The following is a 21804-nucleotide window of genomic DNA, read 5'->3' as shown; positions in this document are numbered from 1 at the left end:
CAAGACCGTCCGTGTCTCTGACACCATGGCTTGTGTGAGCTTTCCCTTTGACGCCCCAGTTTCGCAGACGCTATTCGACCGCGCGTCCCTCGTGACGCCCGGCGGCGTGAACTCTCCTGTCCGGGCTTTTCGGGCTGTGGGCGGTACGCCCCGGTTCATGGTGTTCGGGTCCGGTCCGTACCTCACGGACGCCGACGGGCGTGAGTACGTCGACCTCGTGTGCTCGTGGGGGCCGATGATCCTCGGTCACTCCCACCCGGAGGTCGTCGCCGCAGCCCAGGAGGCCGTGGCGCGCGGCACCTCGTTCGGTACGCCGGGCGAGGGCGAGGTCGCGCTCGCCGAGGAGATCGTGGCCCGTGTCGGGCCCGTCGAACAGGTACGGCTGGTGTCGTCCGGCACGGAGGCGACCATGTCCGCGATCCGGCTCGCCCGGGGCTTCACCGGCCGGGCCAAGGTGGTGAAGTTCGCGGGCTGTTACCACGGTCACGTGGACGCGCTGCTCGCCTCCGCCGGGTCCGGGGTGGCGACCTTCGGGCTGCCGGACACCCCCGGGGTCACCGGCGCGCAGGCCGGCGACACGATCGTGCTGCCGTACAACGACCTGGACGCGGTCCGCGCCGCGTTCGCCGCCCGGCCGGACGAGATCGCGTGCGTGATCACCGAGGCTTCGCCCGGCAACATGGGTGTCGTACCGCCGCTGGACGGCTTCAACGCCGGGCTGAGGGAGATCTGCGCCGCGCACGGCGCGCTGTACGTCTCCGACGAGGTGATGACCGGGTTCCGTACCTCGAAGGCGGGCTGGTACGGCGTCGACGGGGTGCGGCCCGACCTGATGACCTTCGGCAAGGTGATGGGCGGTGGCTTCCCGGCCGCCGCGTTCGGCGGGCGCGCCGACGTCATGGCGCACCTCGCCCCGGCCGGCCCCGTCTACCAGGCGGGCACCCTCTCCGGGAACCCGGTCGCCACCGCCGCGGGCCTCGCCCAGCTGCGGCTGCTCGACGACGCGGCGTACGCGAAGGTCGACGCGGTCTCCGCGGAGATCCGCGCGCTGGTCGGCGAGGCGCTGACCAAGGAGGGCGTGGCGCACACGGTGTCCGCCGCGAGCAACATGTTCTCCGTCTTCTTCACCGACGAGCCCGTCCACGACTACGAGGACGCGAAGCGGCAGGAGGCGTTCCGCTTCACCGCGTTCTTCCACTCGATGCTGGCGCAGGGCGTCTATCTGCCGCCGTCCGCGTTCGAGTCCTGGTTCGTTTCCACCGCCCATGACACGCAGGCCGTCGAGCGGATCGCCGCCGCCCTGCCCGCCGCGGCCCGCGCCGCATCGGAGGCCACCGCATGAGTGACAGCGACGACAGCCGGAACGTGAGCGCGGGCGGTGCGGGCGGCGCGAGCGGTGCGGGTGGTGCGGATGGTGCGGGCAACAGTGGCCGCGGTGGTCGCGGCAAGGACATCACCGTCGTCCACCTGATGCGGCACGGCGAGGTGCACAACCCGGACGGGGTCCTCTACGGGCGCCGCTCCGGCTACCACCTCTCCGAGCTCGGCCGGAAGATGGCCGACCGGGTCGCCGAGCACCTGGAGAAGCGCGACATCACCCATGTCGTCGCCTCCCCGCTGGAGCGCGCCCAGGAGACGGCGACGCCGATCGCCACCTCGCACGGGCTCGACCTGGCCACCGATCCCCGCCTCATCGAGGCCGCCAACGCCTTCGAGGGCAAGACCTTCGGTGTCGGGGACGGCGCGCTGCGCAAGCCGGCGAACTGGCGGCACCTCACCAACCCGTTCCGCCCTTCCTGGGGCGAGCCGTATCTGGAACAGGTCGTACGGATGATGGGCGCCCTGGACCGGGCGCGCGACGCGGCCCGCGGCCATGAGGCGGTCTGCGTCAGCCATCAGCTGCCGATCTGGATCGTCCGCAGCTTCGTGGAGCGCCGCCGACTCTGGCACGATCCGCGCAAGCGCCAGTGCACGCTCGCCTCGCTGACCACCTTCACGTACCAGGGGGACAAGATCGTCTCGGTCGGGTACAGCGAGCCCGCCCGTGATCTGGTGCCCACGCATCTGCTCGCGGGTGCGAAGCCGGTGAAGGGGAAGTCCAAGGCGTTCGGCGCCTGACGGGGTCTTCGCGGCGGCCGTCGCTCTTTTCCCGCCGCCCCTTCTCCCGTTCTCGGGACGGGCCCGGGACGCGTCTGACGACGTGTTCCGGGCCCGTCCTTTTTCTTTTCGCCTTTTCGCGTGCGCGGAGCCGCGGGGGTGGTGCACATCCCATCGGCACACGGGCCGCACGTCAGGCGCACATCAGCCGCACATGAGTCGCGTATTCGGCACATGACGGGGGCACATCCTCACCCCACCGTAAGGACATGCTCACGCAAAGATTTTGTATGTTAATCATAGGAACCCTCGTGTTGCTTTTTTCATCTAAGTGCTTGCCCGTTTGTATGGGCTTGAGGTGAAACGACCGCGAATGGGGACGGTATGCACGACATCAGCCGAAGGGGTCTGCTCGGAGCCGGCATCGGAGCGGCGGCGGCCATCGGAGTGGCCGGCTGCAGTTCGTCCGACAAGGGCGGGGCGGCCCCGGAGAAGAGCGCGAAGGGCGGCGGGTCCTCGGGGAACGGCCAGGGAGGCGGGACCGCCAAGAAGGACGTCCGGGCCATCGGTGACGGTTCCACGGCCGACACCGGCAAGCAGCCGAAGCAGCCCGCGGCCCCGGTCCCGCTCGAACCCGGACAGACGCCGCCGCAGTTCGTGATCTTCTCCTGGGACGGGGCGGGCGAGGTCGGCAACGGCCTCTTCCCGCGCTTCCTCGAACTCGCCCGGAAGCACGACGCGGGGATGACCTTCTTCCTCTCCGGGCTCTATCTGCTGCCCGAGTCCAAGCAGACCCTCTACCGTCCGCCGAACAACCGCGTCGGTGCCTCGGACATCGGCTATCTCAGCGACCCGCACATCAAGGAGACACTGAAGTACGTGCGCGAGGCGTGGCTCGACGGCCACGAGATCGGCACCCACTTCAACGGGCACTTCTGCGCCGGCTCCGGATCGGTCGAGCGCTGGACGCCCGCCCAGTGGCAGAGCGAGATCGACCAGGCGATCTCCTTCGTCACCGAATGGCGTACCAACACCGGCTGGACCGACCTCGACCCGCTGCCCTTCGACTACCGCAAGGAACTCGTCGGCGGACGCACCCCCTGTCTGCTCGGCCAGGACAATCTGCTGCCGACCGCGAAGAAGCTGGGCTGGCGGTACGACGCCAGCTCGCCGGGCGGCCGTCAGATGTGGCCGGTCAAGCGCCAGGGCGTCTGGGACCTGCCGCTCCAGGGCGTTCCGTTCCCCGGACACTCCTTCGAGGTCCTGTCGATGGACTACAACATCCTCGCCAACCAGTCGAAGAACTCGACCAAGGGAATGACCTCCCGCTATCCCGAGTGGCGCGCCCAGGCCACCAAGGCGTACCGCGCCGGATTCGACCGCGCGTACACGACGAACCGCGCGCCGTTCTACATCGGCAACCACTTCGAGGAGTGGAACGGCGGGATCTACATGGACGCCGTCGAGGAGACCATCAAGCACGTCGCCGGAAAGCCCGATGTGCGGCTGGTGTCGTTCCGGCAGTACGTCGACTGGCTGGACGCCCAGGACCCGGCGGTGCTCACCAAGCTCCGCTCCCTGGAGGTCGGACAGGCCCCCGCGGGCGGCTGGAACACGTTCTTCAAGCAGGCGTGACGGTCTCCGGCGGGCCGGACAACTTCAGGCAAGCACAACTTTAGGCAAACCTGACATCGGTCTTTACGGGGCACCGAGGGGGGTGCCCAAGATCCCGGGGACCGCCATGCGAAACTTTTCACATGAGCCATGGCATCGCTTCCCGGCGCCGCGTCACCCTGCTCGCCGCGGTCACCGCTGCCGCCGCCCTCACCCTCTCCGCGTGCGGCGGGGACGGGAACAAGACGGGCGGGGGCGGTGACACCAAGTACGTGACCGGCAGCAGCGGCATCTCCACGGTGCCCGAGGCAGAGCGCAAGGACGCCCCGAAGCTCGCCGGCCAGTCCCTCGACGGCAAGGACCTGGACCTCGCCGCCTACAAGGGGAAGGTCGTCGTGCTGAACGTCTGGGGCTCCTGGTGCCCGCCCTGCCGCAACGAGGCCAAGCACTTCGTGAAGGTCGCCAAGGAGACCGAGGCGAAGGGCGTGCAGTTCGTCGGGATCAACACCCGGGACGCGCAGAAGAGTTCCGCGGTGGCGTTCGAGGAGGACTACGGGGTCCCGTACCCGAGCTTCTACGACCCGAACGGCAAGCTCATCCTCCGCTTCCACAAGGGCACCCTCAACCTCAAGGCGATCCCGTCCACGCTGGTCATCGACCGGAACGGGAAGATCGCGGCCCGCACGCTCGCCGCCGTCGACGACGAGAAGCTGCACGAGATGATCGACCCGTTGATCGCGGAGAAGTGACCATGCGCTCCTCCTCGTCCCGGACCCGGGTATGAACGAGACGGTCTACAGCGGCGCCCTGCTGGTCGCCCTGCCCATCTCCGTACTCGGTGGGCTCCTCTCGTTCTTCTCGCCGTGCGTCCTGCCGCTGGTGCCGGGCTACCTCTCGTACGTCACCGGCATAAGCGGCACCGACCTCGCGCACGCGCGGCGCGGCCGGGTGGTGGCGGGCGCCTCGCTCTTCGTCCTCGGCTTCACCGCCGTCTTCGTCTCGACCGGTGCGCTCTTCGGCTACTTCGGCGACCTGTTCCAGGAGTACGCGGGCGCGCTCACCAAGGTCCTCGGCGCCCTGATGATCCTGATGGGCGTCTTCTTCATGGGGCTGATGCCCTGGCTGACCCAGCGCGAGTTCCGCATCCACAAACGGCCGGTGACCGGACTGGCCGGCGCGCCGCTGCTCGGCGCGCTGTTCGGCATCGGCTGGACCCCGTGCATCGGGCCCACGTTCGCCGCGGTCAACATCCTCGCCATGGACCAGGGGACGGCCGGGCGCGGGGCGCTGCTGACCGTTGCGTACTGTTTGGGACTCGGGTTGCCCTTTGTCCTGGCCGCCGTGGCCTTCCGCAAGGCCCTCGGCGCGTTCGGCTGGGTCAAGCGGCACTACGCATGGGTCATGCGGATCGGCGGCGCCATGATGATCGCGACCGGGCTGCTGCTGCTGACCGGCGTGTGGGACAGCATCATCCAGGAGATGCAGGGATGGTCCGAAGGCTTCACGGTGGGGATCTAGTCCGATGAGCAAGACGCACGTGAACGAGGCGCGCGAGCGCCGACGCGACGACGAGCGTGAGAACGAGCGGGAACTGGGCGCGGCAGGCACCCAGCTCTCCACCGCGCCGCGCGAGGAGCGCGTCGCCGAACTGCCGTCGATGGGGGTCATCGGCTGGGCCCGCTGGTTCTGGCGGCAGCTCACCTCGATGCGGATCGCCCTGATCCTGCTGTTCCTGCTGTCGCTCGGCGCCATCCCCGGCTCGCTGATCCCGCAGAACAGCGTCGACGAGCTGAAGGTGCAGAACTTCAAGGACCTGCACACCACCGTCACGCCGATCTACGAGAAGCTCCAGTTCTTCGACGTCTACAGCTCGGTGTGGTTCTCCGCGATCTACATCCTGCTGTTCGTCTCGCTCATCGGCTGCATCGTGCCGCGCACCGTCCAGTTCGTCGGACAGCTCCGCGGCCGGCCGCCGGGCGCCCCCAAGCGGCTGACCCGGCTGCCCGCGTACACGACCTGGCGTACGGACGCCGAACCCGAGCAGGTCCGTGCGGCCGCGCTCGGGATGCTCCGCAAGCGGCGCTACCGGGCGGACTCCACGGGGGACGCCGTCGCAGCCGAGAAGGGCTATCTACGCGAGGCCGGGAACCTCGTGTTCCACGTCGCGCTGATCGTGATGCTGGTGGCCTTCGCCGTCGGGCAGCTCTACAAGTCCGAGGGCGGCAAGCTGATCGTCGAGGGCGACGGCTTCTCCAACACGCTCACCCAGTACGACGACTTCAAGGCCGGCTCGCTCTACCACACCGATTCCCTCGTCCCGTTCAGCTTCGTCCTGGACGACTTCGTCGCCACCTACGAGCGCAGCGGCCCGCAGCTCGGCACGCCCCGCACCTTCGAGGCCCGCGTCACCTACTCGAAGGGCGCCGACGGCAAGCCGGAGAAGTCGGTCATCAAGGTCAACGAACCGCTCGTCATCGACGGCTCGAAGGTCTATCTGATCTCGCACGGCTACGCACCGGTCGTCTCCGTCAAGGACGGCAGGGGCAAGGAGGTCTACCGGGCCCCCGTACCGCTGCTGCCCATCGACAACAACATCACCTCGACCGGCGCGATCAAGGTGATGGACGGCTACCGCGACAAGAACGGCAAGAAGGACCAGCTGGGCTTCCAGGCGTTCTTCGTGCCCACCTTCGCGGGCGAGGGCAACGGGACGATGTTCTCCCAGTTCCCCGGCGCACTGGACCCGGTCCTCGCGGTCAACGGCTACCACGGCAGCCTCGGCGTCGACTCCGGTCTGCCGCAGAACGTCTACCAGCTGGACAGCTCCCAGATGAAGGAGTTCAAGGACAGCAAGGGCGACAAGCTCAAGCAGCGGCTGGCACCCGGTCAGACGATGACCCTGCCGGACGGCGCCGGATCGATCACCTTCCTGGGCGTCGAGGAGTGGGCCAGCTTCCAGGTCTCGCACCAGCCCGCCGGTGGCTGGGCGCTCGGCGGGGCTGTCGCCGCCATCGCCGGACTCGCCGGTTCGCTGTTCATCCAGCGGCGCCGGGTGTGGGTACGGGCGGTACGGGGCGCGGACGGCGTCACCGTCGTCGAGATGGCAGGGCTGGGGCGCAGCGAATCCGCGAAGCTCCCCGAGGAACTGGCCGAACTCGCGGTCTCGCTCAACGCGGTGGCGCCGACGGCGCCGGACGCCGCGCCGACGACCGGCGACGGGGAAGGCGGCGGAGCCGAGTCCGAGTCCGGAGCCGGGTCCGGGGCTGAAGCCGCGTCCGAAGCCGGGACCGGCGCTGACGCCGGGTCCGGAGCCGGGGCCGAGTCCGGGGCCGGAGCAGAGACCGGGCCCGCCGAATCCGTGGCTCCCGGCGCATCACGTGTCTCCACCGCATCTGCCGTAACTGTCGTATCCGCCGCACCCGTTGTCACGGATGTACCCGCCGTGACTAACGCATCCGCCGTAACTGACGCACCTGCCGTACCCGACGCACCCGCCGACTCTGCCGCAGAACCTTCCGAAGGGGCTGAGAAGTGAATCTCGCCGCCGCAACCAACGAGAATCTGGCACACACCAGCAATGTGCTGATCTATTCGTCGATGGCCGTCTACACGCTGGCCTTCTTCGCCCACATCGCCGAGTGGGTGTTCGGCAGCCGCAGCAAGGTGGGACGCACGGCCGCCGCTCTCACCGGCACCGAGGCCGCCGCGGGCACCGTGCGGGTGAGGGTCGCCCAGAAGGGCGGCGCCACCGCCGTACTGGACCGCCCGAAGATCGTCACCCGGTCGGCGACCGGCTCGCGCGACGTCCCGGACGGCCCCGGCGCCGCCGGCGGCACGTTCAGGGGCGACCTGTGGGGGCGGATCGCGGTCTCCATGACCGTCCTCGCCTTCCTCGTCGAGGCGGGCGGTGTCGTCGCCCGCGCCATGTCCGTGCGGCGGGCCCCCTGGGGCAACATGTACGAGTTCTCCATCACCTTCTCCACGGTGGCGGTCGGCGCGTACCTCGTCCTGCTGCTCCTGAAGAAGAACGTCCGCTGGATGGGGCTGCTGCTGGTCACCACCGTGCTGCTGGACCTCGGCATCGCGACGACCGTGCTCTACACCTCCAGCGACCAGCTGGTGCCCGCGCTGCACTCGTACTGGCTGTGGATTCACGTCTCCACGGCCATCATCTGCGGCGCCGTCTTCTACCTCGGCGCCGTCGGCACGCTGCTGTACCTCTTCCGCGACAGCTACGAGAACAAGCTGGCCAGCGGCGGGAAGCCCGGCTCGTTCGCGGAGTCCGTGCTGTCCCGGCTGCCCGCCGCCTCGACCCTCGACAAGTTCTCGTACCGGATCAACGCGGCCGTCTTCCCGCTGTGGACGTTCACGATCATCGCGGGCGCGATCTGGGCGGGCGACGCCTGGGGCCGCTACTGGGGCTGGGACCCCAAGGAGGTCTGGTCGTTCATCACCTGGGTCGCGTACGCCTGCTATCTGCACGCCCGCGCGACGGCCGGGTGGAAGGGCCGGAAGGCCGCCTACCTGGCGCTGGTCGCCTTCGGCTGCTGGCTCTTCAACTACTACGGCGTCAACATCTTCGTCACCGGCAAGCACTCCTACGCGGGCGTCTGACACCGCCGTACGGGTGACATCGTCCGAATGCGGACCGTGGGTGGCCTGCCCGTGCGGGCCACCGCCTTCCGGGCCACGCTGGGGTCATGAGCGATACGACCGACGCGATCGAGCGCGGCACCGGTGAGACCCGGGACGGCACCCACGTCATCCGGTTCACGCTGCGGCTGCCCCACTCCGTCCCCCGGGTGTGGGCAGCCGTCGCCACACCCGGCGGACTGCGCGGGTGGCTCGCCGAGGCCGACCCCTTCGAACCGCGCCTCGGCGGCGCGGTGACCCTGCGCGGACCGGGCACCGACGTGGACGGCCGGTCCACGGCCGCCACCGGCACGATCACCGCCTGGGACGTCGAGCGGGTCGCCGAGTACACCCTCGACGACCACCCCGGCGTGATCCGGACCGACGACCCCAACCGCGTCCGCTTCCATCTCGAACCGCCGCGTGGCTCCCATGTCCTGCTGCGCTTCAGCCATGAGTTCCCCCGGGAGCCGGTCGGTGACGACCGGCTCCCGGCGGACGCCCTCGCCGCCTGGCACCACCACTTCGAGCACCTGGTGGCCGCGCTGGAGGGCCACCCGGCCACCGCCGCCTGGCGCTGGGACCCGGACAGATGGCGGCAGCTGCGCGAGGGCTACCGCTGAGGGGACGTACCGACCGCTGTCCCCGACCGCTGTCCCCGACCGCTGTCCCCGACGGCTCATGCCGACGGGCTCGTACCGCCCGCTGTCGCTGACGGCGGGCGCCGGCCGCTCACGCCCCCTACGGCGTGCAGTTCGGCGGCGGTGCGCTCCGCTTCGGCCAGACGATCCGCACGAACTCCGGAATCCCCTTCGCGGTCAGCCGCACCACCGGGATCGCCTTGTCGTAGGGGTTGCCGTACTTGTCGAAACAGATCCAGCCGCCCGCTCCCTTCACCTTCAGCACGCCCTGCATCACCGACCACTGTTTGCCCACGTCCGCGATCGGGGGCATTCCCTTGTCGCCCGGCGGCGCCTGCCAGATCCCCTGCACGGCCGTCGTCATCGCGTCGTACGCGACGATCACCTGCCCGTCCAGCAGGTCCTTGTGCGCGAACGGGCCGACCCGCCCGCCCGGCGCCTTCCCGACAGCGGTCAGCGCATCCAGGAAGTTCCTGAAGTCGGCGGCCGAACCCCCCGTCGCGGGGACCGGCCTACCCGGCTTCGCGACCCAGGCGTCGGGGTGCGCGAGCGCCGCGTACTGCACGGTGAGGTTGTGGGTCAGTGCCGTCCGGTCCAGCTTCTCGTCCGCACCGAGGTACGAACCCTCGTCGCCGGTGACCACGGTGAGCGGCTGGTCCTGATAGCAGCCCCGCTCACCGAGTGCGTTGACGAACTGCCGCAACTGGGTGTGCCGCCCGGCGAAGAAGACGGTGTTCACCTGCTTCATCCCGCACACCAGCATCGTGATGTCCCGGAACCGGCTGTTGAGATCGCCCTCCTGCGTCGGATCGGCCGGGGCGGTGAACGACTTGGACTCGTACAGCGCCTTCCCCCGCAGGCGTTGCTCGAACGCCGACCGCAGGGTGTCCGTGTAGCGGTCCTTGGTGCCCTCCCCGTACACCAGTACCGCCTTGGTGGGGTCGACCGTGGGGAGCTGGGCGAGGGCGCTCGCCTCGTCCTGGTTGGTGGGGGAGACCCGGGCCAGCCCGGGGAAGCGTTCTCCTCCCGGGCCGTTGGCGATGTTGTCGGCGGTGATCGTGGTGCCGACGACCGCGATGTCCTTCCCGGTGAGCGTGGCCACCGCCCGCTCGACCTGTTCGTTGCTGGTGGCGACCCCGGTCACGGCCCGCAGGTTGTCCGGGGCCCCGGTCATCGTCGTGAGCTGCCGGGCGACATCGGGCGCGAAGGCGTTGTCGCTGCCGGTGTTGGCCAGCACCAGACGGATCTTCGGCGTCTCACCGGTCAGGGAGTGGTTGGCCCGGTACTGAGCGGCGAACGCCCCCTGGAGCTCGTGCAGCACCTTCGTGCCCATGCCCTCGTCACGGGTCGTCAGCGGCAGCAGCACGGCGACCGTGGCGTACACGACGGGCTTGTCCTCGGCCGTCTTCAGGCCCGCGTTCTCCTCGCCGATCGCCTTGGCGACTGCGGTCAGACCCCGCATCCCGAAGTCGTAACCGTCGCCGGACACGCCAATGCACTCGTCGCTGCCCTTCGGCTTCGCCACGCCGTGCGGTCCGCACGACCGGTCGGTGAGCCGGTCGACGCCGTACCAGCCGCCGCCGATCACGATCGCGGCCACCACGATCGTGGTGACGACGCGCTGTCTGAACGTGTACCAGACGCGATAGCGCAGCGGATTACGCATACGGGCCACCGTCCCTCCGTCCGTGTCCGGTTCCTCGTGGGTGCGTGCCCGGGGGCATGGACAGGGGCTGCCAGCTCCTGACGTCCCGTGGCCAGTGCGTCGCCGCGTCCCACAGGACGCTGTTGCCGGTCGGGTGTCTGCCGGACAGTTGCCGGAGCTCGTGCGCCATCTTGTCGGTCACCTCGTCGTCCGGTAGGGCCAGCGGATCGGAGACCAGCCACACGGCGTGCAGCAGTCTGCGCAACTGCGTCTGGAGCTCCGCGGCCTCCCCGGCCAGCCCGTCGAGCCCGGTCTCCGTGTCGGGCAGCGGGCCGGAGGCGAGGTCCTGACCCAGGGCGGACGCCCGCCGCAGGTCCGGCCCGTCGTCGGTGCCCGCGCGCGGATACGGCGCCGACGCGATGAACCGCAGCTCGCCCAGCCAGCCGAGCACGTCGGGCTGGTGGAAGGTCTCCCGCAGATACGTCACACAGGCCGCCACCCGGCCCAGTACCAGCTCCTGGTACAGCCGGTGCCGGACGCTCGTGATGCCGCCGCCCGTGGCGTAGGCACCGCGCAGCGACTCGTGCACCGCCCGCCACATCGCGTAGTGCGGATGGTCGCCGTCGCCGAAGCGCAGCCGGTGCAGCAGCAGGGAACGCAGTAGCGGATCGGCCACGAAGTGGTCGGGGCCGACCGGCCAGTCCTCCGTCCGCAGCACGTCCCGCATCCGCAGCGCCACATCGCCGTCCATCGACGCCCCGCGCAGCCGGGTTCTGGCCAGCAGCCGCGCCGAGTCCTCGCCGTGCGAGGCGGCCAGCACGCTCAGTACGTCGAGTCGCTGGTCCGGCAGCAGCCGTTCCAGCAGCTCGTCCGCGACCCGGACCGGCGGACGGTCCTCGCGCACCTCCACCGTGCGGTCGAAGAGGGTGCCCGGGACCAGCGAGCGCGGGTCCGGAGAAGCGCCGGAGGTGCGCGCGTGCAGCGTCACCGCGTCGCCCGCCGCCCGCGCGAACAGCGAGACGCACAGCGGACGCCCGCCGGTCAGCCGGTGCACCCCGCGCGCCAGCCCGGCCGGGGTGCGGCCCGCCCGGTCGTACCGCTCGAACGCCGCCTGTACGTGCGAGGCGTCCAGCGGGGTCAGTTCGACGGCGAGAATCCCGGACGACACGTCCGCGCCGCGCTCCCAGCGCGAGGCGTGTGCCACCTCCGGCAGCCGGTGCCGGGTGGCGTGCCTGAGCCCTTCGTGGTCGTGCGAGCGGGACGCGGCGACGAACACGATCTGGTCGCGTTGGCCCGCGGCGCGCTGCCGCAGCACCGGCTCGACGAGCTGCCGGCCGAGCGGGGCGTGCGCGTTGTCCAGCAGGATCACCGGTCTGCCCCGGCGGCTGCCGCGCGCCAGGCCCCGGTACGCCCGGTACAGGTCCTCGACCAGGGCGCCGACCAGGTGGTCCTCGGCGCGGCGGCGCAGATCACCGCCGCGCTCGAAGTCGATGGCGAGCTGCCGCAGCCCCACCTTGCCGTTGCCCCCGGCGTGCGGATAGCTGCCGTACCAGTCGGCGGTGTGCCGCTGGAACCGGCTGAACGTCTCCTCCAGCACGGTCTCCACCGTGGTCTCGGCGACCATCCCGGCCAGCGGCGCCACGGAGTCGAACGCGGACGCGGCGAGCTTGGGGAGCACCTTGGACACCCAGTTCTGCGCCGCCACCGTGCCGCTCCGTGGGTCGACGGTGGCCAGGACGGGGCCGAGCGCCTGGAGGTCGCGCTGGGCGCGGGTGTCGTCCTCCTGGCTCCAGGAGATACCGGCCACGGCGACCAGCCCCAGGCTGAGCCGGGGGAACTGCACCGGCTTGGCGGCCCGCACCTTCGGGGTGAGCTGGGTGGCCAGCAGGGGCAGCACCCCGGTGACGGGCGTCCAGCCGGGGCCGGGGTCCTCGGGCGGGGTCACGGCCTCGCAGTCGACGAGCGCGATCGGGGTGACGTCCCGGTACAGCGTGCGCAGCCGCTTGAGCACGGCGGTCTTGCCCATGCCGCGACCGCCGGTCAGGACGACGACGGGCGGATCGTCGCGGTGCTCGAAGGGCGCCTTGGCGGAGCTGGACGGGTCGAGTCCCGTCAGCCGGGCCGCGAGACCGTCACCGCTGAAGATCGCCTCTCGTCCGTACAGCTCTCTGTCCACAGAACCCCCAGCGCCGACTCCCCGTATGACCCGTCACAGCGTCAACAGCAGCGTAGCTGCCGGTGGTTGGGCGAGTAAGAGGATTTGCCGAGGGCGGTTCGGAGGTGGCTGTTCCGCATACCGTCGGATCGACGGATCAGCGGATCGACGGATCAGCGCAATGGTGGAAAGACGGAATGGAGGATCGTCGGATCAGCGGAAGAGCGAGTACGGCGGTTCGGAACAGAGGTGCGACGGACGGTCAGGCACCCGAAGGGCCGGGGCCCCGCACGTCAGGGCCCCGAAGGGCCAGATCGGAAGGTCGGATCTTCGGAAGGTCAGGTCTTCGCAAGGCCAGATCTTCGGAAGGTCAGGTCTTCGCAAGGCCAGATCTTCGGTCAGGACTTCGGAAGGTCAGGACTTCGGCGGTGTCGCGTCGCCCGCCCCACCGCTTCCGCCCTCGCGGCGCTTGAGTTCGTCCTCGCGGCGGCGCAGATCGGCCTCCCACTCCTTGAGGGCCGACTCGTCGTCCTTCTCGTCGTCCTTCTCGTCGCCGGTCCGGCCGTCGGTCCCGGCGCCGCCGTCCGGCTCGCCCCCGCCGTCCTCCTTCAGCGACCGCAGGAAGTCCGGGTTGTCGTCGGGCGCCACCCACTGCCCGCGCCGGGCGCCGGCCGGCGCGCGCTCCTTGCCCTTGACGAGCCAGACCACCGACCCGACCACCCAGAACATCAAGATGATGACCACCCAGGCGATCTTCGGGAGGTGCTTGACCTCCTTCTCGGGGGTGTTGAGGCAGTCGATGAACGCGTAGATCATCAGCGCGACAGGCAGGACGAAGAGCAGGACCCGGAGCATGATGACATCCCCCCTGTGAGCGGCGGCGGGGCGGATCGTCGCCCCTGGTGACACGGCCAGCGTATCCGCTGCGGGTGTCCGGCAGCGGCGAGCGGGCGGGAGCCGCCGGACCGGCCGGGGCGGGCACGGGGTGGGGCACTCCCGGTGATCGGCGGGCGTGATGACAAACTGGACGGCATGGCTTACGACGATCTTCGCTCCCTGCTCCGGGCCCTGGAGCGCGAGGGCGAGCTCAAGCGCATCAAGGCCGAGGTCGACCCGTATCTGGAGGTCGGCGAGATCGTCGACCGGGTGAACAAGGCGGGCGGCCCCGCGCTGCTCTTCGAGAACGTCAAGGGGTCCTCGATGCCCCTGGCCATGAACGTCTTCGGGACCGACCGGCGCCTCCTCAAGGCGCTCGGACTGAAGTCGTACGACGACATCAGCGCCAAGATCGGCGGGCTGCTCAAGCCCGAGCTGCCGCACGGTTTCGTCGGAGTGCGCGAGGCGTTCGGAAAGCTCGGCGCCATGGCCCACGTACCGCCGAGGAAGGTGAAGGCGGGGAGCGCGCCGGTGCAGGAGGTGGTCCTCACCGGTGACGACGTGGACCTCGACCGGCTGCCCGCGCTGTTCACCTGGCCCGAGGACGGCGGCTCCTTCTTCAACCTGGGGCTCACGCACACCAAGCACCCGGAGACCGGCGTGCGGAACCTGGGGCTGTACCGGCTCCAGCGCCACGACCGGCGCACCATCGGGATGCACTGGCAGATCCACAAGGACAGCCGCAACCACTACCAGGTCGCCGCCAGGCGCGGTGAACGGCTGCCCGTCGCCATCGCGTTCGGGGCGCCGCCCGCCGTGACGTACGCCTCCACCGCGCCGCTGCCCGGGGACATCGACGAATACCTCTTCGCCGGGTTCATCCAGGGCAAGCGGATCGAGATGGTCGACTGCCGGACCGTCCCGCTCCAGGTCCCGGCGCAGGCCGAGGTCGTCATCGAGGGGTGGCTGGAGCCCGGCGAGATGCTGCCCGAGGGCCCGTTCGGCGATCACACCGGCTTCTACACCCCGCAGGAACCGTTCCCCGCGCTGACCATCGACTGCGTCACCATGCGCAGGCGGCCGCTGCTCCAGTCGATCGTGGTGGGGCGCCCGCCGACCGAGGACGGCCCGCTGGGGCGGGCCACCGAGCGGTTCTTCCTGCCGCTGCTGAAGATCATCGTGCCGGACATCGTCGACTACCACCTGCCGGAGTCGGGCGGCTTCCACAACTGCGCGATCGTCTCGATCGACAAGAAGTACCCGAAGCACGCCCAGAAGGTGATGAGCGCCGTCTGGGGCGCGCACATGATGTCGCTGACCAAGCTGATCGTGGTCGTGGACTCCGACTGTGACGTCCACGATCTGCACGAGGTGGCGTGGCGGGCGCTCGGCAACACCGACTACGCCCGTGACCTGACCGTGGTCGAGGGCCCGGTGGACCATCTCGACCACGCCTCGTACCAGCAGTTCTGGGGCGGCAAGGCCGGCATCGACGCGACCCGGAAGTGGCCCGAGGAGGGCTACACCCGGGACGGCGGCTGGCCCGCCATGGTCGAGTCCGACCCGGCGACCGGCGAACGGGTGACCAAGCGGTGGAAGGAGTACGGGCTGTGAGCACGGCCGAGGGCGTCGTAGGGCAGGGGCCCGCGCGGCCCACGAGCAAGGTCAAGGCGTTCCTGCGGCTGGTGATGATCGAGCACTCCGTGTTCGCGCTGCCCTTCGCGTACATCGCCGCCCTCACCGCGATGTTCCGGCTGGACGGGAGCGTCCACTGGGTGAAACTGCTGCTGATCACGGTCGCGATGGTCGGGCTGCGGACGTTCGCGATGGCCTGCAACCGGATCATCGACCGGGAGATCGACGCGCGTAACCCCCGTACCGCCAACCGTGAGCTGGTGACCGGCGCGGTGTCCGTGCGGTCCGCCTGGACCGGGGCACTGGTCGCGGTGGTCGTCTTCCTCGGCGCCGCGGCCCTGCTGAACCCGCTGTGCCTGGCGCTCGCGCCGGTCGCCGTCGTACCGATGGTGGTCTACCCGTACGGAAAGCGGTTCACGAACTACCCGCACGCCATCCTGGGACTCGCCCAGGCCATCGGCCCGGTCGGGGCCTGGCTGGCGGTCACCGGCAGCTGGTCGTGGGACGCGGTGATCCTCGGGGTCGCGGTCGGCGTCTGGATCGGCGGCTTCGACCTGATCTTCGGCTGCCAGGACGTCCAGGCGGACCGGGCGCACGGGGTGCTGTCGGTCCCGGCGAGGTTCGGTATCCCGGCCGCGCTGTGGGGGGCGCGGGTCTGCCACGCGGTGACGACCGGGCTGTTCGTCTGGTACGCGGTGGCCACCGACGCCGGGCTGTTCTTCTGGATCGGCCTGGTGATCGTCGCGGTGGCGTTCGTGTACGAGCACCGGGTGGTGCGCCCGCACGACCTGTCCCGGCTGAACCGGGCGTTCTTCTCGGTCAACGGGTTCATCGGGATCGCGCTGTTCGCGTGCGCGCTGCTGGACCTGCTGGTGCGCGGGCTGACGGTGTAGTTCCGGTCCGGAGGACGGCAGTCGCGTGGCCGTGCGGCCGTACAGGCGTATTGCCGTACAGGCGTACAGCCGCATAAGCGCCCACGTGGTCGTACGGGCCGACAATCGCATGGTCAATTGCATGGTCGTACGGCCGTATGAAGGTGTGGGCGGCTGCGCATGTATAGGTACAGATGCTTCCTCGCACCGGGGGCGGGCGGTGACGGCGTGGTTGCCGGTCCGGTCGGTTCGCGGGGCGGCCGGATAGGCTCGGGGGTGTGAAATCCGTGACTTCAGTGAGTCAGCAGCTGCGTCGGCCTTGGATTGTCGGGGTGTCCGGCGCCTCAGGTACGCCTTTCGCGGCCTCCGTACTGCGCGGGCTGCTGGCCGCGGGGGAGTCCGTCGATCTGGTGGTGAGCCGGGCCTCGCGGCTGACGCTGCTGGACGAGACGGGGATCGCGTTCCGCGACGCGCACTGGCAGGACGATCTGCGCGCCTGGCTGGCCCGGGGTGCGGACGGCGAGCCGGACACCTTCGAGGTGACGGACGAGGCGATCGGGCGGGTGCGGCACTGGCCGGCCGGTGATCTGGCCGCCGGTCCGTCCTCGGGTTCGTACCCGGCGAAGGGGATGCTGATCGTCCCGGCGTCCACGGCCGGGGTGGCCGGAGTGGCGCTCGGGCTGTCCAAGGACCTGCTCCAGCGGGCCGCGAGCGTGACGCTCAAGGAGCGGCGGAGGCTGGTGGTGGCGGTGCGCGAGACACCGCTGAGCGGCCAGACGCTGAAGCACCTGGTGACGTTGGACGAGGCGGGCGCCGTGGTGCTGCCCGCCTCTCCGGCGTTCTACGCGGGGGCGACGCACATCCAGGACCTGGTGGACTTCGTCGCCGGGCGGGTGCTGGACGCGGCGGGGGTGCCGCACCGGCTGTACCGCCGCTGGGAGGGGGAGCTGGGCGGCTCCCGCGGCGGCGGGCCGGGGTGAGGGGCGGCGAAGGACGCGGCCCGGTGCCCGGTGAGGGGTCAGCGCTTCTTCGGGCCGCGCGGGTTGCGGGTCCTGTCGACGCGGTGGGCGGCGGCGGGCTGGTGGGCACGCGAGCGGTTGGCCAGATCCTGAAGCTCGCGCATCCGGGCGTGGGCCATCTCGATCGTGTACACGGTGTCAATCACTCCTGAGGAATCGAAGAATCGAAAGATCTTCTGGGATCACTGGAAAGATTTACGGGGTGTAAACCCTTCTGTGCCTTAGATTGTACACTCAAACTCGCGGTACTGCTGAACAATGGAAGGCTTCAGTCATATGGACGCGGTGGACAGGCAGCTCATCCAGGCCCTCAGGGAGAACGGCAGGGCCTCGTACGCCGAGCTGGGACGGCTCGTCGGGCTCTCCGGGCCCAGCGTCACCGACCGCATCAACCGCCTGGAGACGGCGGGTGTCATCACCGGCTACCGCGCCACCGTGGACGCGGCCTCGCTGGGGCTCGGGGTGACCGCGCTGATCGGCATCTCGCTCTCCGACGCCGCGGACCACGAGGACGTCGCGCGCCGGCTGAAGGACCTCGCGGAGATCGAGGACGCCTGGTTCATCGCGGGCGACGACTCGTACATGCTCAAGGTCCGGGTCGGTGACGTGGACGGTCTGGAGCGGACGATCCGCCGGCTCAGCGGGACGCGGGGCGTCTCGCGGACCCGTACGACGGTCGTGCTCTCCACCAAGTGGGAGAACAGGGTCGGGGAGCTTCCCGAAGAGGTCTGAGGGCGGCGCGCTGCCGGGCGGCGGCACCGCCTGCGGCACTGCCCCGGCCGGATACGCGCCGGGTGGGGCGGCGTTCGGAGTCCTACGTGTTCACCACCGACCCCGAACAGGCCCTGCGCGTCGCCGACCGGATCGACGCGGGCATGGTCTTGGTCAACGGCGTCGGCGCCGAGGGGGCCGAGCTGCCCTTCGGCGGGATCAAGCGCTCCGGCTTCGGACGCGAGCTGGGGCGGCCCGGCATCGAGGAGTTCGTCGACAAGAAGCTCATCCGCGTCGTGGCGTAGAGGCCGCGGGCCGGCCGTGGCACAGGGGCTCGCGGATCGGGACCGTGTCTTGACGGGTCCGCATGGTGGTCTGCGGGCCGTCGGCTACCGGGTACCGCTGCCGCTGCCGATCGTGGTGTGCCAGTTCCCGCGTGAGAGGTGGCAGTTCCCGTCGGGGGTGATGTGGACGCGTGCGCCGAGCAGGGGCAGGGAGCCTTCGGCGCTGAGACGGTCGCGGATGCGTTCCAGGATCGTCCAGAGCCGTTGTGGTCCGCCCTGGTGGACTTCCGGCGGACCGGTCCGTTCGGCGGTGGCTCGGGCCCATGAACCGTCCGGGTGGAGCAGGCAGGCGGTTCGGTGCCGGTCGTGAGTCGCGTAGGTGTACTCCACGCCGGGTGCGGTGACTTCGAGCATGGAGCGCAGTTCCCGGGCGTTCGCCAGGTCCACCACGGGGTGGCGACCCGTGCCCGTCTCGTCTCCTCGGGCATCGCGTGCGTGGGCGAACAGTTCGGTGAGGACGGGAGCGTACGGGTGGTCGTCGCCGGTCCGGGCGGGTACGGATGGGGCGGTGTCGTGTTCGACCTGTCCGATCACGTCCCCGTTGGCGTGTTTCCAGCCGGTGATGATCAGACAGGTCCGCGCGAGGGGCGCTGCGATCCGCCCGCCGGGTACCAGGGCCGCGAGGGCGGGGCGGAGTGCCAGGCCGGCGGACAGGCCGGCGGTGGAGACGATGCGTTCGTACAGGCCCGGTATGTGTTCGGTGGTGTTCTCGGTGATGAGTTGGGGGTGCAGTCCCATGCGGGCGAGGCGTATCCCCGCCGTGTCGGTGAGATGGGGGTCCGTGTCCACGCTCGTGACGGTCGTCGTGCCTCCCAGGCGGTGGGAGGCGTACGCGGCGAGTTCGCCGGTTGCGGTGCCCAGGTCGAGGAGCGGCAGCCCTGCGCCGAGGCGTGCGTGGCGGAGCATGCGGACGGTCAGGTGCGGCGGCGCGGCGGACGACGCCGGCAGCCCGTGGGGTCGGTCGTCGGGCCGGTCACCGGGTCGGTCGTCGGTCCGGTCGTCGGGCTTGGCGTGGTCGGCGTGCAGGGTACCGATCCGGATGACCAACGACCGTTCACCGTAAGCCGCTTTGGCCCACGCGTACGGGTCGCTCGCACCCTCACGCACAACCCATCCACCCGAACCATCCACCTCCCACCAACGCGGAACCAGTTCATGACGCGCCACGCCCGCCACGGCGTCACGCCACCGCGAATCGGGGTCCGTCACGCGGTCGGCGAGTTCCTTCGCCCGCCGTTTCCAGTCCATGCCGCCGAACCTTTCAGTCATCGGTGATCCAGTTGTTCACGCGCTTCGAAGCCGACCGGGTCGTGGACGACCGCTCCGGCTTCGTGCGGGGAGTTCCGAACGGCCCCGCCGGTCCGGCAGGTCCGGCCCGTCCGGCCGGTCTGGCCGACGAGGGAGACGGTGACGGTGCGCGGGGCTGTCACCGGCCGGACGAGGAGCCGGTACCAGCACGCGTCGTCGTGAGCGGTGAACCGGTACGGCAGCCCGTCCGCGAGCCGCCGTAACGCTTCGTCGTGGGCCTTGTCGTTGTCGGCCCACGCCCGGAGTTCGGCCGGTGCGTCCCGGTCGGTGTGCGTGACCGGTCGCAGCGCGAGGGGCGGAATCCACTCGGTGTACGGGTCGGGATCGAGCGCGTCCGCCAGCCGCCGGGCCCGCTCTCGCAGCCACCGCAGCGCGAGCCGGCGGGAGGCGGCGACGGTCCCGCCGAGCCGGATGGCCGTCACCGCGTCACCCGCACACGCCTCAACGACGTACGCGGGGACGTACGGGACGCGCTCGGGACCGCTCACCACACCCGCCGGATCGACTTCCGGAGCCGGTTCTCCTCGGCGACCCGGTTACGGAGCCGCCGTATCAACACGGAGTCCCCGAGCCGGGGTTCGGTGGAGCGGCACCGCTCGCACCCGCACGACGCAGAACACAGCGGAGCGAACTCGGGCAACGCCGACTTGGCCTCGGGAGCGGGCTCCGGCTCCGGATCGGCCTCCGGCTCCGGCTCCGGCTCCGGCTCCGGCTCCGGATCGGCCTCCGGCTCCGGCTCCGGATCGGCCTCCGGCCCGGGGCCAGGCTCCGGTTCCGGTTCCGCTTCTGTTTCCGCTTCCGTTTCCGGGGCCATCACACCGCTCCCCGCTCCGAACAGTCCGCCGTCTTCCGGTGACGGCGAAGGAGAACCCGGTAGTCCACAGCCGTGCTGAGGTCACCCTCGTCATTGGCAAGGGCCTCCTCCAGGCGGAGTTCCTCGCACTCCCGGCACTCGGCGGACGCGCCGGGTACCGGGACGTGGGGCGGCTCCTGCGCGCCTTCGGGGACGTTCATCGCACACACGATCATGCCTCTCCGTAGTCGTTCCACTACCAAGACGGCTCAGCGTGGCCTACAGTCGGGGTGTCTTCAACTTACGTAAACTGACAGGCAAGTTAGGTGTCAGATGGTGAACCGAAAGGAACTGGACCCCGAGCGGTCGCCGAGTGCCGCGTTTGGTGCACGCCTTCGCAGCTTGCGGGATGATCGCGGCTGGACACAGGATGAGCTGGGCGAGCGGATGGGGTGTTCCGGGGCGCATATCTCCGCCGTTGAAACTGGACGGCGAACTCCAACTCAACAGTTTGCGGCAAGTGCTGACAGAACGTTCGGTACCGGAGATCGGTTCGTACGCCAGAGCCGGGCCGTCAGACACAGGGCATTGCTCGAGGGGTTCCCGGAGTACGTCACTCACGAGGGGCGCGCGGCAGAGATCAGGCTCTATGAAGTCGGTGTCATACCTGGCCTGCTCCAGACACAGGACTACGCGTCGGCCCTCGGAGACAGCACTGTGAAACGGGGCGTTGCTTCGCGGGAGCAAGCCGACGAACGGATTGCACTGGTCGCCCAGCGCCAAGCATCGCTCACACGAACACCGCCTCCGTTGATTTTCGTGGTGCTCGATGAAAGCTGTCTCCTCCGTCCCATCGGGGACAGCGCCCTCATGGACGCACAGTTCACGCGCCTGGTGGAGTTTGCCGAGCTGCCGAACACGGTGCTTCAGGTGGCCCCCTTCGCCATCGGCGTTCGTCGTCCGATGACGCTGCCGGTAACCGTGCTTACGATGCCGGACCGCTCGCTCATGTCGTACGCGGAATCCGCCAATCGGGGCCACCTTGAGCGGGATAGTGCATCTGTAGTGCCCATCCTGACGGACTACCATCAACTACAGGCCGAAGCGCTGCCGCGAGCGGCATCCGTGGCCATGATCAGCCAGTTACGAAAGGGCAACCCGTGACGACCGAATCTCCCCGTTGGTTCAAGTCCTCATTCAGCGAGAACGGCGGCCAGTGCATCGAGGTCGCCGCCAACCTTGCCGACTCGTGCGGCGTGGTTCCCGTCCGAGACTCCAAGAATCCCTGCGGTCCGGTTTTGAACCTCCCCACCAGCGCGTTCGCCGCCTTTGTGACGGGTGTCAAGTCCGGAGAGTTCGGCACCGTCTGAACGGTCGGTCCAGCGTGGCCCCATCGTGCCGGGCATGGTGGGGCTTCGTGCTGTTCGCGTGGTGAGCCATCTCGAACGGAGAGCCCTTCTGT

General features: G+C 69.8%; 20 protein-coding genes and 2 pseudogenes. 15 read left to right on the top strand and 7 right to left on the bottom strand.

The genetic code is table 11. From position 1 onward, the window contains the following. The first annotated feature begins 25 nt into the window (after positions 1–25). From hemL to PZB75_RS12075, 8 genes are all read left to right on the top strand, one after another. Positions 26–1342, top strand: coding sequence for a glutamate-1-semialdehyde 2,1-aminomutase (gene hemL / locus PZB75_RS12110; protein WP_275535314.1), 1317 nt, complete (start codon positions 26–28; stop codon positions 1340–1342). Between the two features lie 128 nt (positions 1343–1470). Beyond that, complete coding sequence (locus PZB75_RS12105) at positions 1471–2118, top strand: histidine phosphatase family protein (protein WP_275538682.1); 648 nt, start codon at positions 1471–1473, stop codon at positions 2116–2118. Positions 2119–2481: 363 nt separating this feature from the next. Further along, positions 2482–3732 (top strand): hypothetical protein, encoded by a 1251-nt coding sequence (locus tag PZB75_RS12100; protein WP_275535313.1) that lies wholly within the window; start codon positions 2482–2484, stop codon positions 3730–3732. A 122-nt stretch (positions 3733–3854) separates the two neighbouring features. Then, on the top strand, positions 3855–4460 hold the full coding sequence (locus PZB75_RS12095; protein WP_275535312.1) for a TlpA disulfide reductase family protein: 606 nt from the start codon (positions 3855–3857) through the stop codon (positions 4458–4460). 31 nt (positions 4461–4491) lie between these two features. Beyond that, entirely contained in the window at positions 4492–5229 is a 738-nt protein-coding gene (locus tag PZB75_RS12090) for a cytochrome c biogenesis protein CcdA (protein ID WP_275535311.1), read from the top strand. A gap of 4 nt (positions 5230–5233) precedes the next feature. Continuing rightward, positions 5234–7246 (top strand): cytochrome c biogenesis protein ResB, encoded by a 2013-nt coding sequence (locus tag PZB75_RS12085; protein ID WP_275535310.1) that lies wholly within the window; start codon positions 5234–5236, stop codon positions 7244–7246. Then, positions 7243–8325 (top strand): c-type cytochrome biogenesis protein CcsB, encoded by a 1083-nt coding sequence (ccsB, locus tag PZB75_RS12080; RefSeq protein ID WP_275535309.1) that lies wholly within the window; start codon positions 7243–7245, stop codon positions 8323–8325. Before PZB75_RS12085 ends, ccsB begins: the two co-directional genes overlap by 4 nt. Before the next feature lie 86 nt (positions 8326–8411). Further along, positions 8412–8966 (top strand): SRPBCC domain-containing protein, encoded by a 555-nt coding sequence (locus tag PZB75_RS12075; protein WP_275535308.1) that lies wholly within the window; start codon positions 8412–8414, stop codon positions 8964–8966. 118 nt (positions 8967–9084) lie between these two features. Here PZB75_RS12075 and PZB75_RS12070 read toward each other — a convergent pair whose 3' ends face one another. The 3 genes from PZB75_RS12070 to PZB75_RS12060 form a co-directional block, all read right to left on the bottom strand. Continuing rightward, positions 9085–10650 carry a hypothetical protein gene (locus tag PZB75_RS12070; protein ID WP_275535307.1) on the bottom strand — a complete coding sequence of 522 codons (1566 nt, stop codon included), beginning with the start codon at positions 10648–10650 and terminating at the stop codon, positions 9085–9087. Next, complete coding sequence (locus PZB75_RS12065) at positions 10643–12805, bottom strand: hypothetical protein (RefSeq protein WP_275535306.1); 2163 nt, start codon at positions 12803–12805, stop codon at positions 10643–10645. The genes PZB75_RS12070 and PZB75_RS12065 overlap by 8 nt, the downstream gene beginning before the upstream one ends. Positions 12806–13198: 393 nt before the next feature. Then, entirely contained in the window at positions 13199–13639 is a 441-nt protein-coding gene (locus PZB75_RS12060; RefSeq protein WP_275535305.1) for a PLD nuclease N-terminal domain-containing protein, read from the bottom strand. Positions 13640–13816: 177 nt separating this feature from the next. Here PZB75_RS12060 and PZB75_RS12055 point away from each other — a divergent pair, with 177 nt between their 5' ends. From PZB75_RS12055 to PZB75_RS12045, 3 genes are all read left to right on the top strand, one after another. Then, a complete protein-coding gene (locus PZB75_RS12055; protein ID WP_275535304.1) occupies positions 13817–15274 on the top strand; it encodes a menaquinone biosynthesis decarboxylase in 1458 nt (485 codons plus the stop codon). Next, positions 15271–16188 carry a menaquinone biosynthesis prenyltransferase MqnP gene (gene mqnP / locus PZB75_RS12050; RefSeq protein ID WP_275535303.1) on the top strand — a complete coding sequence of 306 codons (918 nt, stop codon included), beginning with the start codon at positions 15271–15273 and terminating at the stop codon, positions 16186–16188. The genes PZB75_RS12055 and mqnP overlap by 4 nt, the downstream gene beginning before the upstream one ends. A 275-nt stretch (positions 16189–16463) precedes the next feature. Next, the gene (locus PZB75_RS12045; RefSeq protein ID WP_275538681.1) at positions 16464–17147 is read left to right on the top strand and encodes a UbiX family flavin prenyltransferase; all 684 of its coding nucleotides are present in this window, start codon (positions 16464–16466) and stop codon (positions 17145–17147) included. Between the two features lie 38 nt (positions 17148–17185). Here PZB75_RS12045 and PZB75_RS12040 read toward each other — a convergent pair whose 3' ends face one another. Beyond that, the gene (locus PZB75_RS12040) at positions 17186–17320 is read right to left on the bottom strand and encodes a hypothetical protein (RefSeq protein ID WP_275535302.1); all 135 of its coding nucleotides are present in this window, start codon (positions 17318–17320) and stop codon (positions 17186–17188) included. 142 nt (positions 17321–17462) lie between these two features. Here PZB75_RS12040 and PZB75_RS12035 point away from each other — a divergent pair, with 142 nt between their 5' ends. Further along, a complete protein-coding gene (locus tag PZB75_RS12035) occupies positions 17463–17918 on the top strand; it encodes an Lrp/AsnC family transcriptional regulator (RefSeq protein WP_275538680.1) in 456 nt (151 codons plus the stop codon). Positions 17919–17998: 80 nt separating this feature from the next. Beyond that, a pseudogene (locus PZB75_RS12030) lies at positions 17999–18202 on the top strand (aldehyde dehydrogenase family protein); the annotation flags it as partial. 84 nt (positions 18203–18286) lie between these two features. Here PZB75_RS12030 and PZB75_RS12025 read toward each other — a convergent pair. The 3 genes and pseudogenes from PZB75_RS12025 to PZB75_RS12015 form a co-directional block, all read right to left on the bottom strand. After that, the gene (locus PZB75_RS12025) at positions 18287–19510 is read right to left on the bottom strand and encodes a methyltransferase type 11 (protein WP_275535301.1); all 1224 of its coding nucleotides are present in this window, start codon (positions 19508–19510) and stop codon (positions 18287–18289) included. 158 nt (positions 19511–19668) lie between these two features. Further along, a pseudogene (locus PZB75_RS12020) lies at positions 19669–20037 on the bottom strand (hypothetical protein); the annotation flags it as partial. A gap of 325 nt (positions 20038–20362) precedes the next feature. Next, positions 20363–20563, bottom strand: coding sequence for a hypothetical protein (locus PZB75_RS12015; RefSeq protein WP_275535300.1), 201 nt, complete (start codon positions 20561–20563; stop codon positions 20363–20365). A gap of 112 nt (positions 20564–20675) precedes the next feature. Here PZB75_RS12015 and PZB75_RS12010 point away from each other — a divergent pair, with 112 nt between their 5' ends. Then, on the top strand, positions 20676–21506 hold the full coding sequence (locus PZB75_RS12010; RefSeq protein ID WP_275535299.1) for a helix-turn-helix transcriptional regulator: 831 nt from the start codon (positions 20676–20678) through the stop codon (positions 21504–21506). Further along, the gene (locus PZB75_RS12005; RefSeq protein ID WP_275535298.1) at positions 21503–21712 is read left to right on the top strand and encodes a DUF397 domain-containing protein; all 210 of its coding nucleotides are present in this window, start codon (positions 21503–21505) and stop codon (positions 21710–21712) included. Before PZB75_RS12010 ends, PZB75_RS12005 begins: the two co-directional genes overlap by 4 nt. Positions 21713–21804: the final 92 nt, after the last annotated feature.

The organism is Streptomyces sp. AM 4-1-1 (assembly GCF_029167625.1).
In the GTDB taxonomy this organism is placed as follows: Bacteria; Actinomycetota; Actinomycetes; order Streptomycetales; family Streptomycetaceae; genus Streptomyces.
The sequence above is the reverse complement of the archived record's forward strand: the minus strand, read 5'-3'. Positions and strand labels throughout refer to the sequence as shown.

What these genes read in the sequence shown, in the direction of transcription:
- PZB75_RS12010 (WP_275535299.1), top strand. Translation starts at nt 20,676, where the DNA reads ATGGTGAACCGAAAGGAACTGGACCCCGAGCGGTCGCCGAGTGCCGCG.
- PZB75_RS12105 (WP_275538682.1), top strand. Translation starts at nt 1,471, where the DNA reads ATGCGGCACGGCGAGGTGCACAACCCGGACGGGGTCCTCTACGGGCGC.
- PZB75_RS12100 (WP_275535313.1), top strand. Translation starts at nt 2,482, where the DNA reads ATGCACGACATCAGCCGAAGGGGTCTGCTCGGAGCCGGCATCGGAGCG.
- PZB75_RS12025 (WP_275535301.1), bottom strand. Translation starts at nt 19,510, where the DNA reads ATGACTGAAAGGTTCGGCGGCATGGACTGGAAACGGCGGGCGAAGGAA.
- PZB75_RS12055 (WP_275535304.1), top strand. Translation starts at nt 13,817, where the DNA reads ATGGCTTACGACGATCTTCGCTCCCTGCTCCGGGCCCTGGAGCGCGAG.
- PZB75_RS12085 (WP_275535310.1), top strand. Translation starts at nt 5,234, where the DNA reads ATGAGCAAGACGCACGTGAACGAGGCGCGCGAGCGCCGACGCGACGAC.
- hemL (WP_275535314.1), top strand. Translation starts at nt 26, where the DNA reads ATGGCTTGTGTGAGCTTTCCCTTTGACGCCCCAGTTTCGCAGACGCTA.
- PZB75_RS12015 (WP_275535300.1), bottom strand. Translation starts at nt 20,563, where the DNA reads ATGAACGTCCCCGAAGGCGCGCAGGAGCCGCCCCACGTCCCGGTACCC.
- PZB75_RS12035 (WP_275538680.1), top strand. Translation starts at nt 17,463, where the DNA reads ATGGACGCGGTGGACAGGCAGCTCATCCAGGCCCTCAGGGAGAACGGC.
- PZB75_RS12075 (WP_275535308.1), top strand. Translation starts at nt 8,412, where the DNA reads ATGAGCGATACGACCGACGCGATCGAGCGCGGCACCGGTGAGACCCGG.
- PZB75_RS12095 (WP_275535312.1), top strand. Translation starts at nt 3,855, where the DNA reads ATGAGCCATGGCATCGCTTCCCGGCGCCGCGTCACCCTGCTCGCCGCG.
- PZB75_RS12070 (WP_275535307.1), bottom strand. Translation starts at nt 10,650, where the DNA reads ATGCGTAATCCGCTGCGCTATCGCGTCTGGTACACGTTCAGACAGCGC.
- PZB75_RS12060 (WP_275535305.1), bottom strand. Translation starts at nt 13,639, where the DNA reads ATGCTCCGGGTCCTGCTCTTCGTCCTGCCTGTCGCGCTGATGATCTAC.
- PZB75_RS12090 (WP_275535311.1), top strand. Translation starts at nt 4,492, where the DNA reads ATGAACGAGACGGTCTACAGCGGCGCCCTGCTGGTCGCCCTGCCCATC.